Annotated in this window: 11 protein-coding genes; 3 read left to right on the forward strand and 8 right to left on the reverse strand. The window is 61.7% G+C overall.

Features of this window, described 5'->3' with window-relative positions:
• Positions 1–60: 60 nt before the first annotated feature.
• From purH to IAU67_RS07180, 3 genes are read right to left on the reverse strand one after another with little or no spacing between them, the layout of a single operon-like run.
• Positions 61–1,650 carry a bifunctional phosphoribosylaminoimidazolecarboxamide formyltransferase/IMP cyclohydrolase gene (gene purH / locus IAU67_RS07170; protein ID WP_151842000.1) on the reverse strand — a complete coding sequence of 530 codons (1,590 nt, stop codon included), beginning with the start codon at positions 1,648–1,650 and terminating at the stop codon, positions 61–63.
• Positions 1,643–2,245 carry a phosphoribosylglycinamide formyltransferase gene (gene purN, locus IAU67_RS07175; RefSeq protein WP_151842001.1) on the reverse strand — a complete coding sequence of 201 codons (603 nt, stop codon included), beginning with the start codon at positions 2,243–2,245 and terminating at the stop codon, positions 1,643–1,645. Before purN ends, purH begins: the two co-directional genes overlap by 8 nt.
• Positions 2,190–3,890 (reverse strand): cell division protein PerM, encoded by a 1,701-nt coding sequence (locus IAU67_RS07180; protein WP_225723477.1) that lies wholly within the window; start codon positions 3,888–3,890, stop codon positions 2,190–2,192. Before IAU67_RS07180 ends, purN begins: the two co-directional genes overlap by 56 nt.
• A 404-nt stretch (positions 3,891–4,294) precedes the next feature.
• On the opposite strand from IAU67_RS07180, the gene IAU67_RS07185 reads away from it, so the two are divergent.
• The gene (locus IAU67_RS07185; protein WP_370451940.1) at positions 4,295–5,095 is read left to right on the forward strand and encodes a M23 family metallopeptidase; all 801 of its coding nucleotides are present in this window, start codon (positions 4,295–4,297) and stop codon (positions 5,093–5,095) included.
• 96 nt (positions 5,096–5,191) lie between these two features.
• Here the strand turns inward: IAU67_RS07185 and IAU67_RS07190 are convergent, their stop codons facing one another.
• Positions 5,192–7,756 (reverse strand): ATP-dependent helicase, encoded by a 2,565-nt coding sequence (locus IAU67_RS07190; RefSeq protein WP_151842002.1) that lies wholly within the window; start codon positions 7,754–7,756, stop codon positions 5,192–5,194.
• 103 nt (positions 7,757–7,859) lie between these two features.
• Between IAU67_RS07190 and IAU67_RS07195 the strand changes: the two genes are divergently transcribed.
• Positions 7,860–8,159: a chorismate mutase gene (locus tag IAU67_RS07195; protein WP_187767881.1), complete on the forward strand. Its 300-nt coding sequence runs from the start codon at positions 7,860–7,862 to the stop codon at positions 8,157–8,159.
• A 125-nt stretch (positions 8,160–8,284) separates the two neighbouring features.
• Entirely contained in the window at positions 8,285–8,485 is a 201-nt protein-coding gene (locus IAU67_RS07200; protein ID WP_151842004.1) for a hypothetical protein, read from the forward strand.
• On the opposite strand, the gene IAU67_RS07205 is transcribed toward IAU67_RS07200, so the two are convergent.
• The 4 genes from IAU67_RS07205 to IAU67_RS07220 form a co-directional block, all read right to left on the reverse strand.
• Positions 8,482–9,285 (reverse strand): S1 family peptidase, encoded by an 804-nt coding sequence (locus IAU67_RS07205; protein WP_225723478.1) that lies wholly within the window; start codon positions 9,283–9,285, stop codon positions 8,482–8,484. The genes IAU67_RS07200 and IAU67_RS07205 overlap by 4 nt on opposite strands.
• A 127-nt stretch (positions 9,286–9,412) precedes the next feature.
• The gene (locus IAU67_RS07210) at positions 9,413–10,738 is read right to left on the reverse strand and encodes an acid phosphatase (protein WP_225723479.1); all 1,326 of its coding nucleotides are present in this window, start codon (positions 10,736–10,738) and stop codon (positions 9,413–9,415) included.
• A gap of 75 nt (positions 10,739–10,813) precedes the next feature.
• Positions 10,814–11,116 carry a hypothetical protein gene (locus IAU67_RS07215; RefSeq protein ID WP_151842005.1) on the reverse strand — a complete coding sequence of 101 codons (303 nt, stop codon included), beginning with the start codon at positions 11,114–11,116 and terminating at the stop codon, positions 10,814–10,816.
• Positions 11,117–11,167: 51 nt separating this feature from the next.
• Positions 11,168–12,412, reverse strand: a complete 1,245-nt coding sequence (locus tag IAU67_RS07220) for an inorganic phosphate transporter (protein WP_151842006.1) — start codon at positions 12,410–12,412, stop codon at positions 11,168–11,170.
• Positions 12,413–12,565 lie beyond the last annotated feature (153 nt).

Here is a 12,565-nt window from a genome sequence, read left to right on the forward strand (position 1 = left end):
CTAGCACTAGTGCCACCAACGCATCTGCAGCCGTCGTGGCGCGGCACTCGGGTCGCACTCTTAGTGAGCGAAGTGACGCTCGCCGGTCAGGTACATCGTCACACCGGCCTTCGTGGCCGCCTCGATCACCTCGGCATCACGCACGGAGCCACCCGGTTGAACAACCGCGCGCACGCCGGCGTTCGCCAGCACCTCAAAGCCATCCGCGAAGGGGAAGAACGCATCGGAGGCAGCCACGGAGCCCTGGGCACGCTCGTCATCCCCAGCCAGGGAGTTAGCGCGCTCCACAGCCAGCTTCGCCGCATCCACGCGGTTCACCTGACCCATACCCACGCCTACGGTTGCGCCGTCCTTGGCCAGCAGGATCGCGTTGGACTTCACTGCACGCACCGAGCGCCACGCGAACTCCAGCTCCTTCAGGGTCTCCTCATCGGCAGGCTCACCGGCAGCCAGGGTCCAGTTATCCGTGGAGTCACCCTGCGCGTCAATCTTGTCGCGCTGCTGAACCAGCAAACCGCCGGAGATCTCTCGGCGCTCCAGCTCTGGAGCTGCGGCATCGTCGGAACGCGTAGGCTCCTGCACCTGCAGAATGCGGATGTTCTTCTTCTGCGACAGGATCTCCACGGCACCCTCCTCGTAGGATGGCGCCACAATAACCTCGGTGAACACCTCGGCAACCTGCTTCGCCATCTCCACGCTCACCTCACGGTTGGTGGCGATCACGCCGCCGAAGGCGGATACCGGGTCGCAGGCCAGAGCAAGCTTGTGCGCCTCCGCAATGGAGGCGTCCGAGACCGCAATGCCACACGGGTTGGCGTGCTTGATGATCGCTACCGCCGGACGCTCGTGATCCCACGCGGCACGCCACGCTGCATCCGAGTCCGTGTAGTTGTTGTAGGACATCTCCTTGCCGTGGAACTGCTTCGCCCCCGCCAGGCCGCCCTCACCCTGGGTGACGTACAGCGCCGCAGCCTGGTGAGGATTCTCGCCATAACGCAGCACGCTGGCACGCTCATAGGTAGCACCAGTCCACTCGGGGAAGACCTCCCCTTCCTCTGCGATCTGCTCGGACAGCCAGGTAGATACCGCAACGTCATAGGAGGCCGTGTGGCGGAAAGCCTCGGTAGCCAGCTTGGTGCGTTGCTCCAGGGTGAAACCACCCTCCTTCGCGGCGTGAACCACGGCGTCGTAATGATTAGGATTCGTCACCACCGCAACGGACGGATGATTCTTCGCCGCCGCACGCACCATCGACGGTCCCCCGATGTCGATCTGCTCCACGCACTCATCGAAGGACGCACCCGACGCCACAGTCTGCGTGAACGGGTACAGGTTCACCACCACCAGCTCGAAGGCCTCCACATCCAGGTCCTCCAGCTGCTTCAGGTGATCCTCCTTGCGGGTATCCGCCAGGATTCCCGCGTGAACGCGAGGATGCAGGGTCTTCACACGGCCCTCCAGTACCTCCGGGAAGCCCGTGAGCTGCTCGACTTCCGTCACCGGCACGCCAGCCGCTGCGATCTTCGACGCCGTGGACCCGGTGGACACCAAAGCCACTCCCGCGTCATGAAGCCCCTTGGCCAGCTCCTCCAATCCAGTCTTGTCGTACACACTGATCAACGCGCGCTTGATTGGCTTCTGGTTAGTCATTGCTGGTCGTCCTAGCCTTTCGTCCATTAATGCTGAGACCGTTATCGCTGATGGCATGGAGCACATCGATAAGAAGTTGGCGTTCTGCTACTTTGATTCTCTCATGCAACGTAGCCTCCGTGTCACTCGGCTCCACTACCACAGCCTGTTGAGCGATAATCGGGCCGGTGTCCACACCCGAATCCACCACGTGAACCGTGGTGCCCGTCACCTTCACACCGTAGTCAAGAGCGTCCCGTACACCATGGGCGCCCGGGAACGCCGGCAGCAGCGCAGGGTGGGTATTAATAATCTGCCCGGCAAACGCATCCACCACGGTCTTGCCGAGGATGCGCATGAAACCCGCGCTGACCACGATGTCTGGTTCATACGACGCAATCTGCTCGGCCAATGCGACATTCCATTGCTCGCGGTCCGTCTCGCCCGGGGTGTACTCCACGGTGAACGTGGGGATGTCCGCCCGCTGCGCACGGGATAGAGCCTCACAGTCGCGATCGCTGCCGACCGCCAGGATGTGTACCTTTGAGCGATCGACGTGATCAATCACGCTCTGGAGAAGCGTCCCTGTCCCGGACGCTAGAAGAACTATCTTCATCCTGTGCCTCGTGTTCCTGTGTCGATTTGTCACCCTCGGGGGCTTCTGCCTCGGGGGCTTCTGCCTCGGCCTCGGAGTCTTCAGCCTCCGCCTCGAGATCCTCAGCCTCGAGATCCTCAGCCTCGCGGTCTTCGGGTTGTTCGTCTTCAGATTCTACGTCCTGGCCCGCCGAGTCTTCATCATCGGCAGCATCGTCAGACCCTGCAACGTCGGCGTCGGCACTATCGACAGTATCCTCCACCACGCTCTGCCCCGCGCGCTGCGCCCACAGCATCAGGATCAGGGTGGGGACCAGCACCCAGCCCGCAGCCTCCACGGCGAAGAGCCACTCCAGCGGGCCCGTGTGGCCATACACGCCCAGCTCGCCGCCGCCCAGCCAGCTCAGGCAAAAGCCCACAAACGCAGCCACCACCCCGGCACCCACGGCCGTGGCCAGCGGGGCCTCGATGTAGTCGCGCTGCGCCACGTGGCGGTAAGCCAGCCAGATCGCCAGGGCCACCGGAACGATCAGCAACACGGCCGCGTGCGGGATCGTGCCGTGAGGAATCGTGGCAGAAATCGGCGTGGGTGGCACGTTCACATTCGTGACGCTAAACAGGCTCACCATCCCATGGCCGATGTGGAACTCGCCACCCATCAGCACACCGGCTGCACCCACGGCGATGTTCGGCAGGTACAGCAGCGACAGCAGCACCAGGCCGAGTCCTCCCGTGGTGTCCTGCGTAATCTCGAAAGACTCCTTGACCGCCTGAAAGTTATACAGCGCGTACAGCGCCGCCGCCGCGCCGCCGGCGAGCACGATGTATTTCAGGAAGCGCCCGGCCACGATGAACGCATCGACCGGCCACGTTCCGATCCCCTTGCGCAGCAGCAACGCGCGCCACACGCGGGGGCGCATGCCGATCACTACAGACGCACCGTTGACGAGCAGGGCGGACAGCAGGGCCACGCCCAGGTTCGGCGGAGCGAGATCGAACACCCGGGAGGCGTCCCAGAGCATCAGCCACGCCACGATCGTCATGACCCACGCGATGCCGATATTCATGGCCGCGTAGAGCCGCAGGCCGCGCACGGACACGGAATTGCCGAGGGCCTTGGTGGTGCGTCGCGCATGCCACCACACGATTCCCAACGCGGGGAGCAGCGGCGCGAACCCAAGCGTCACGCCGCCCATGTGCAGCGGGGCGAGGTTCACGTGCATCCACAGGGAGCCAATCACCGCGGGCACGTAGGCGAAGCCGGGACCCACGCCCACCACCACAGCGATGGAGATGATCACGGCAAGGGTCACCGCGTGATTAATAAGGAGTGATGGCCCGAACCGCTTCACGTGGGGCCGCCACAGCTGCCAGAGCTGCTGCATCCGCCCGTCGGGCCGTGTCCGCGCCGTGGTTGTTGCCGAGGAGGAAGACGACGCCGACGTTGCAGCCGCTCGCGCTGAGCGTGCCTGGGTGGGCGTATCCACGAATCCCTCGGAGCGCCCACGGCCGTGTTCGGGGTGCGCGCCCTTGGCTGCGGAGGAACGGGACGTTGGCTGGTGGGGTTGCTGGGTCCGTGGACGGCTTCTGCGTGCCGCCGATGACCCGCGTCGGGTTCGCCCGCTGGGTCGGCGGTCTGGTCGGCTGTCTTCGGATCGCTTAGTCACCTATCCCATTGTGCCCAATGATGTGGCTGTGGTGGGGTACTGACTCGCGTGCGCTTCATGCGCCGGTAGCCCCACCAGCCACTTGTGTCACAAAGCCTCAAGGTTACGTCGAGACATCCCCTCTATGGGGTAACACTTTTTACCCGCTTGTTGAAGTGTCAACCATATCTCTACCCCCTTGTGCGTGCAGCGCCGTGACCTGCAGGATCTTTAGTCTGCGCATTTACAGCTCACGAGCCGACCAGATCACAGACCGTGATCTTCGTGACACTTTCGTTACTTTTTTAGCAAAACCGGTTGATAACTGTTTGATAAAGCAATAATGTTACAACTCGTTGATAACGAAGTGGTTAAGAAATAGCCACGATACACCGACGTTGCCTCAAGACTTTAAGGATCCTATCGTGCAGAAGAACGCAGCCCGCACCGGAGGTGCTCACCGCAAGCAGGACACCACCGCCAAGCGTCGCGTCACCATGGTTGCCGTTGCGGCTACCGCCGTCACCTCCGCGGGCGCTGCTGGCGCTGCCGCCGGCTCCACCACCAAGGCCGACAAGGACATCGTCCTGGCCGCCGACTCCCAGACCCTGGCGCAGGGCAACGGCACCGGCGCCGGCGAGGCCGCAGCCCAGACCCCACAGATCCTCGAAGTCCCACAGGCCAAGGAAGTCTCCGACCTCTCCTCCCAGCTGGATTCCGCACTCCACTTCGCTCAGGAGCGCACCAACGCCGACCTGGCCAACCGCCTCTCCTCCGCTGACCTGTCCGCCGCAATCCAAAACGGCGACCCAAATGCCGCCGGCCTCGCGAAGCTGATCGGCGGATTCGCCAAGCCAGCCGAGGGCATCTTCACCTCCCCCTTCGGTCCACGCTGGGGCACCTTCCACAAGGGCATTGACATCGCCAACGCCGTGGGCACCCCCATCCTGGCCGTCATGGATGGCACCGTCATTGACTCCGGCCCAGCCTCCGGCTTCGGCCAGTGGATCCGCATCAAGCACGACGACGGAACCATCACCGTCTACGGCCACATGGCAACCCTGGACGTGACCGTGGGACAGCGCGTCTCCGCAGGCCAGAAGATCGCCGGCATGGGATCCCTGGGCTTCTCCACCGGTTCCCACCTGCACTTCGAGGTTCACCCTAACGGTGGCGAGGCTATCGACCCAGCTGCGTGGCTGGCAGCCCGCGGCATCAACGTCTAACACTTTTTGACTTCCTTAAAGTCCACGCAACCCCCTCGAGCAGATCAGCTCGAGGGGGTTGTCTGATGCCTGAGGAGGCGCTGGCGCTGTGGAGGCTTACATCTTCTCCATCGGCAGCCCCGGCGTGAGCATCATGCGCACCGTGCCCTGGCGCCCAAAATCGATCATCGCGGTGGCGTGCGCACCGATTCGATCGACCGCCTTGACCGTACCCAATCCATATTTGTCGTGATTGACCACGTCCCCGACCTCCAGTGCCAACGCGGGCTTCCCCGCAGCAGAGGACTTCCGAGGGGTGGACGGTGACGACGTATATGTGGTCGACGCCGGCGCGCTCGCCCCCGCGGACCTCTTTCCAAAACCACTCGAATAGCCGCCCGAATAACCGCTCGTGTAGCTCGTCCCCCACTGGGGTTCCTCACGAATCCAGTGCAGGCATTCCTCCGGCACTTCCTTCAAGAACCGCGACGGCGGATTGTTCACCGGCGTTCCAAAACCAGAGCGCGTCACAGCCCGCGTCAAGAACAGCCTCTTTTTGGCGCGGGTTATTCCGACGTAGGCCAGGCGTCGTTCTTCAGATAATTGCGTGGGATCCCCCAGCGAACGCATGTGCGGGAACTGCCCGTCCTCCCACCCAGTCAGGAACACCACGGGAAACTCCAAGCCCTTCGCGGTGTGCAGGGTCATCAACGTGACCATGTCGTGCTCCTCGGCGGGGATCTGATCGGCATCGGCCACCAGGCTCACCCGCTCCAAAAACGCCTGCAGGGAGCCCGCCGGCGCCTCACCCTCGCTCAGCAGATCATCCTGCTCCGCCTGATACGACGCCAGGTTTGCCGCCTCCGCAGAATACTCATGCCCCACGGCTACGAGCTCGTTGAGGTTATCCAGGCGCGTCCCGTCCTGCGGATCGTTGGACTTCTCCAGCTCCGCCTTGTAGCCGGTGGCATCGAGCACGCGGGACACAACCTCGCCGAGATCCGGAAAGTCCTGGGCTTCGGTATTGTCTGGCTCTGCTTCGGAGACCACTTCGGCGCGCAGGTTATCCATCAGGTCGATAAACCCGGCGATGGCGTTCTTTCCTCGAGAGCTGAGCATCGCCACATGACCGGCCGCGGCATCCTCGAGGGCCTGGCGGAAACCCAGGCCGTGCGTCTGCGCGTGGACGCTGACCTGAGCCAGGGCACGATCGCCAATTCCTCGGCGTGGTGTGTTAATAATGCGCCGCAGCGCGGTTTCATCGTGGGGGTTATCTAGCGCTTTTAGGTAGGCCACAATATCGCGCACTTCGCGGCGCTCATAAAAGCGAGTGCCGCCCACGACCTTATAGGGAAGCCCTGCGCGCAACAGCACTTCTTCCACGGCACGGGAGGCGTTATTCGTGCGATACATGACGGCAATATCGGAATAGGAAAACTCGCCATTATCCACCAGGTCGTCGATCTGCTGGACGATGAAGTTGGCCTCGTCGTGCTCATTATCGGCCACATATGCGCCGATGCGCTCGCCGTCGCCGAGATCCGTCCAGAGATTCTTGGCACGGCGGCCTTCGTTTTGAGCGATCACAGAATTTGCAGCGCTCAGAATTGTTTGTGTGGAGCGGTAATTCTGCTCCAGCAGAATAGTCCGCGCGTTTGGGAAATCGCGTTCAAACTCTTCGATATTGCGGATCGTCGCGCCACGGAAGGCGTAAATGGACTGGTCAGCGTCACCCACCACGCACAATTCTGCCGAGTCACCCACAAGGGTTTTCACCAACACGTATTGGGCATGGTTGGTGTCCTGATACTCGTCCACCAGCACGTGGCGGAAACGCGAACGGTAGTGGTCCAGCACCTCCGGGTGGCGCTGAAGAACGGCGACCACTTCCCCGATCAGGTCGTCGAAATCCACAGCATTGGCAGCGCGCAGGCGCTTCTGATAGGTCCCGTAGCACTCGGCCACGGCGCTCTTCCAGGGGTTCGTGTCCTGCTCCGCCTCCGTGAGAGCCTCAGCGGGGCCCATCAGTTCGTTCTTCCACTTGGAGATGGTGGACAGCACGCCCCGGGGCGCGAACTCCTTAAGGTCCATGCCGCGATCCTTCAGGATCATGGTGATCAGGCGCTTCGAGTCATCCGAATCATAGATGGTGAAGTTCGTATTCAGACCCGGGACGAGGGCGGCATTCGCGCGCAGGATGCGCACACACGTGGAGTGGAAGGTGGAGACCCACATGCGTTCGGCCGTGGGGCCAATCAGATCCATGACGCGCTCGCGCATCTCCGCGGCGGCCTTGTTAGTGAAGGTGATGGCGAGGACCTGCCAGGGGGCCACTCCGTTGTCCAACAGGTAGGCAATGCGCCGGGTGAGCACAGAGGTTTTACCCGAACCAGCACCCGCCACAATCAACAGGGGCACGCCGCGGTGTTCGACAGCCTGGCGCTGCTGGGGGTTTAGGCCTTCCAGCAATGCAGCGGGGTTGGCTGGTGTGGAGCTGGCTGGAGTGCGGTGGGTGGGTGCAGGGTTGGTCGGCGCAGAGGCAGCCGGCGCGCTCAAGACGTCTTCATAGCCCTCCGGGGGAAGCTCGTCCTCTGGCGGTGGTGCGTCGAACACAGGCTCGTCGGGAAGAGGAACGTCCGTGAGCGGTATATCAAGATATTCCTGGCGGGGGTCGTTACTCATCTCTTCCTTCTTCACCTGCGTTGGTTGTTACCTGCGTTGGTTATTGCCGCGTCATGCGCCGACATGTACACCATTGACGGCGCTTGCCAGTATGATAACGAACATGACTGACACTCCATTCCGTGTGCGCATGCCGTCGGGCACCGACGATCCTTTATCGGACGCAGAAATCCAATCCTACCGCGAGGAAATTAACCGGATGGATGAGCTGATCATCGACGCCATTCGTCGCCGCACGGAAGTGTCTCGCGCGATCGGCAAGACCCGCTTGGGTTCCGGTGGAACCAAGTTGGTTCACACCCGTGAGGTCGCCATTATCAACCAGTTCCACGACGAGTTCGGCCGTGAGGGCGTGGACATCGCCAAGGCTCTCCTGCAACTCGGCCGCGGCCGCCTGGGCTAGGCCGCAGCCCTGGGCACACTGCCTGAAATGCTACTAGCATCGATACTTACACGAGGTTCACTATTTGAGTATCGAAAAGATACGTTTCGCGCCACTCGTGTACCAGTGAAATGCAGGTGAAAGTCATGAATAAATCCAGCAATAGACACAATTGGCTGATTCTGTTGGCGATCGCGGCGGTGATGGCGCTTCTTGCAGCCGTAGATGTAATCAACTGGAACCAGGCCCGCTGGTCCATGGGAACTCTGGTGCTTGCCTCGGCACTCACACTAGCCCTGAGCTACTGCCGGCAAATGCACTCACCGCAACACAACAGCCAGCGCTAGTTCGCCGGGCGGAAGCCTGCTCCCACTCCCCCGCGATTGAGATCCGCGGAGATCTTAGCCCAGGGGGTGCCCACCGTCGGGGCATGCACTGGCCCTTGGAGCGGGGTGGTGCATGCAGGCAATCCAGCCAATCCACCATTGAGCACCGCCAGCAGACGATTACCCGCGTAGATCGGCGCTCCGGAGTCGCCAAACGAGCCACACAGGTGCGCCAGCAGCCGGTCATTCGTGGCGTTGATCGTCGCACCACACGACGTTCCCGTCGCCACACCCGTCTTGCAGACCTCCTGGAGCGCCGCTGGAGACGGGCCGCCAACCTGATTAATGGCGACGTTGTTGTAGTGCGCAGCCACTCGTGCGTGGTCGTTCAGTTCAATGACAGCCACATCCCCGGCAACCACTCGTGCCACCTTTCCGATTACGCCGGCGGCAGGTGCATCCATGGCACGAACCTCAGCTCCGACGCCACCACAGTGCCCCGCCGTCAAGGCAACCGCACGACCCGCTTCATCCGTTCCCGCCACGGCGATGGTGCACACGTTGTCCCCCATAGTGATGGGAGTGGATGGCCCCACAATCGCCACGCCAGGTTGAGCCTTCTGCTCAGCAGGAGCTGTAGGGGACGTGAAGTAGTTCCCCTCCACGCGATGCGGTCCCGGCTGACCCGCAGCAAGCACGTTGTCCAGGCTTCCGCTCACGCTGGATTGCGCGGAGGCAACAGGAGCCGCGAGGCATCCGGTGGCAATGATCGCTGCTACGGCGATGCGCTGTATGTGCCGGGTGAAAGTATGTGGTCGCATGAGGGTCCTCGAAAGTGAGATAAGTGTTGGCCAGGAACGTAGTCCCCCTTCAGGATAGCGCGCCTGAACCCGATTCTCTAAACAACACAGAAAACATGCGCACCATTCGTCACATTATCCTGGGTTTTTATGGGTTGATCGTAAGACTACCGTCCTCATTCACCGTCGCGTCAGCCGCCATCGCTGCAGCCAGATTAATCCGCTGCCAAGAGCCTGCAGGGCCCTGATCGCCCAAGGGATAGCCCGCGGGTAATGCCGTACGCCGGAGGATCTCCGCCCGCTGTTCATAGCTCAGATCCGGATACGTAGGAAGCAGAAGATCCGGCGCCGCTTGAGGAACAATCATCGGCGCATCCGTAGCCCCCACCGGCGCGAACCCGTGGGTCATATATGTTGTATAGGTATCGACGGCGGCGTCGGTCGGTCGATAAGGCCTCTGCTGCGCCGCAACATCGGCAACGTCCTTGCCGGTGCGCCACGCCAGCTCCGCGCGGATTTCGTCCCGCACCTGTCCCAAGGCCTCGCGCATGCGCGGATCATTCCAGCGATCAGCCGCTGCCGCAGTTCCCGTCATGCGACCACCAATCACATCCAGTGGGTAATGCACGCCCATCACCAAGCGGTGATACCCAGCCTCAGCACCGCGCAGCAGCAACTGCGGGCCCACCTCCGGCAACGCCATCGCCAGCAGCGTGGTCACCCACGTCGCCTGGTTCGTGTGACCCGAAGGGAAGGACTTGGAAGTCTTATAGAAATCCCGCTCGGGGCTCTCATAACGATGAATCCGATCCGGTGCGACCACAAAAGGGCGATCAAACCCAAACAATTCCTTTTCAATGAGCGTGGAGCTCGCCACACCACCGGCACGGGCCAGGTACCCATTGCCCAGAAGATACTGAGTCTTCGGGAGGCGATTATCCTTCAGCGCATCCCGGAACGCCTGCCCAAGCTCATCCCCCAACGCATCAGAAAACGCCATCAGCAGGCCGCCCTGATCCACAGCCGCATCACGCTGCGCCCGCTCAATTGCCGCAGGGTCATTCGCCGCAGCATTATTAGCCTGGACCGTGAGATCCAGGTTCTTCTGCATCAGCTCCTTATTCCCCCGAAGATCCTGAAAGCTCTTCACCACATCGGCATAAATGCCGCCACAATAGGAGCTCACGTCCGAGATATAACCACCCAAATATTCCGGCGGGAAAGGCCGCGGGGTGGGAGCGTCGTCGTAATACACCGGCGCTGGATAACCAGGCAGAGTCTCTAGCCCGGCCAGGGGCGGCATCCGCAGGCTGTCGATCGAGCCTTCCGCCTGAGCTGGGGCGGCGAGCTCCAAGGAAAGGCCGAGCGCGGCAATGACGGCGGAGACTGCTCGGACGGGCTTATGTGCTGGGCTGTGTGCACGCAGGCGTGCGGGCTTGCGCTGCGAGTGATTGAACGGGCGAGGAGTCAACATAGCTACAACGTACAACCCCGCGCACGAACTCGCAGCGCAACTCTTAGTACGTGCTGGCGCCAGCGCCTACTGACGCTAGTGCTTACTGGACAACCCCGGGAACAGGTTCCAGCCCAGGTAGTGATTCAACGTATCCTTGGAAATCCACGTGATCGCCACCACCACCAGAACTACCAGCAGGGCGTACACCAGCCACCCCAGCATCTTCATTCCAGGCGCGGCCTCACGATGATCGACCACAACACCCTGGGCATCCCGAATGGCATCCCCAGTCATGCAGCGCATACCCAAAGCGAAAAGCAGCGGCACTCCAGCGCCAAAAGCTAACGCCAACCCGGCAACTCGAAGAATCGAAGAGAACGTTTCTGCAAAATCCATGCGATTATTCCTGCTGTTCCTATAGTGCTTCTTGTACTAGCGCTGTCCGCATTAATGCTTCTGGGCCACAGGACCAGCAACGGCGGGTTCGGCGCGGCGGATGGAGGAATCGACGCTTTCGGCGTCGGCATCCCATTGCTCGTTGACGTTGCTGGCGTCGATGGGGTTCACGCGGGAACGGAAGAAGATCAGGGCGGCCATGGCGATCAACAAAATGAAGTCCACAACCACGCCCACGGTGATGGAGGACACGCTCGTCACGCCCGTGGCCAGCCACCAGGACAGGAAGCCCACGATCGCCGCGCACGGAATGGTAATCAGCCACGCTGCGGCCATGCGCATCGCCACGCCCCAACGAACCTCGGCGCCGCGCTTGCCCAGACCCGTACCCAGAATCGAACCCGTGGATACGTGCGTGGTGGACAGGGCCATGCCGCCCGCCGCGGAGGTCAAGATGATTGCCGCCGACGACGCCTCGGCTGCCATTCCCTGAGGCGATTCGATCTCCACCAAACCCTTGCCCAGGGTACGGATCACGCGCCAACCACCGGACAAGGTTCCCAACGCAATCGCCACGGCACAGGCCACGATGACCCAGGTGGGGATACGTTCGGCGGCGTTTGCCTCACCGGCGGCCACCAAGGCGAGGAAGATCACGCCCATGGTCTTCTGAGCGTCGCCGGCGCCGTGAGCCAGGGAGACCAAAGACGCGGTGGCAATCTGTCCGTGACGGAAGTGCTCGTTCTTGACCTTGCTGGGAATCGTGTTGCTGATCCAGTACACCACGAAGGTGCCCGTGGCCGAGACGAGCGCGGCAATGATCGGAGACGCCACGGCAGGAATCAGAATCTTGCCAACGATCGACGACCACGCCACACCCGCAGTGCCCATGGCGGCCAACGCGGCACCGATAAGGCCACCGAACAACGCATGGGACGAGGAGGACGGCATGCCCAGAAGCCACGTGAAGAGGTTCCAGATAATGCCACCGATCAGGCCCGTGAACACCACCAACAGCAGTGCCTGGCCGTCCAGGGGAACGCCGTTGGCGCCGGAAGATAAGTCATAAGAATCCAAGTTCACAATGCCCTTGGCCACCGTCGCGGCAACATGCACGGACAAAAAGGCACCGATCAGGTTCAACACTGCGGACAGTGCCACTGCAGTGAAAGGCTTCAGGGCGCCCGTGGCGATGGAGGTCGCCATGGCGTTGGCCGTATCGTGAAAACCATTCGTGAAGTCGAACGCCAAGGCGGTAACCACGACAATGGCCAAGATGAGTAAAGTCGCTGTCACGACCGAACACCTTTCTAGGGAGTGAAGCCCTGGGATGAATCAAGAAATGCAGTCTAACGGTGTGTGAACTTGCAGGCGCAAGATTCCCTCGCAATACTCACGTTATAACCAACAACGCTATCACACAACATCCCCAAAAAGATATGCTGAACT

The organism is Corynebacterium zhongnanshanii, assembly GCF_014490575.1.
Lineage (GTDB): Bacteria > Actinomycetota > Actinomycetes > Mycobacteriales > Mycobacteriaceae > Corynebacterium > Corynebacterium zhongnanshanii.

What these genes read in the sequence shown, in the direction of transcription:
- IAU67_RS07200 (WP_151842004.1), top strand. Translation starts at nt 8,285, where the DNA reads ATGAATAAATCCAGCAATAGACACAATTGGCTGATTCTGTTGGCGATC.
- IAU67_RS07205 (WP_225723478.1), bottom strand. Translation starts at nt 9,285, where the DNA reads ATGCGACCACATACTTTCACCCGGCACATACAGCGCATCGCCGTAGCA.
- IAU67_RS07195 (WP_187767881.1), top strand. Translation starts at nt 7,860, where the DNA reads ATGACTGACACTCCATTCCGTGTGCGCATGCCGTCGGGCACCGACGAT.
- IAU67_RS07190 (WP_151842002.1), bottom strand. Translation starts at nt 7,756, where the DNA reads ATGAGTAACGACCCCCGCCAGGAATATCTTGATATACCGCTCACGGAC.
- IAU67_RS07210 (WP_225723479.1), bottom strand. Translation starts at nt 10,738, where the DNA reads ATGTTGACTCCTCGCCCGTTCAATCACTCGCAGCGCAAGCCCGCACGC.
- IAU67_RS07215 (WP_151842005.1), bottom strand. Translation starts at nt 11,116, where the DNA reads ATGGATTTTGCAGAAACGTTCTCTTCGATTCTTCGAGTTGCCGGGTTG.
- purN (WP_151842001.1), bottom strand. Translation starts at nt 2,245, where the DNA reads ATGAAGATAGTTCTTCTAGCGTCCGGGACAGGGACGCTTCTCCAGAGC.
- purH (WP_151842000.1), bottom strand. Translation starts at nt 1,650, where the DNA reads ATGACTAACCAGAAGCCAATCAAGCGCGCGTTGATCAGTGTGTACGAC.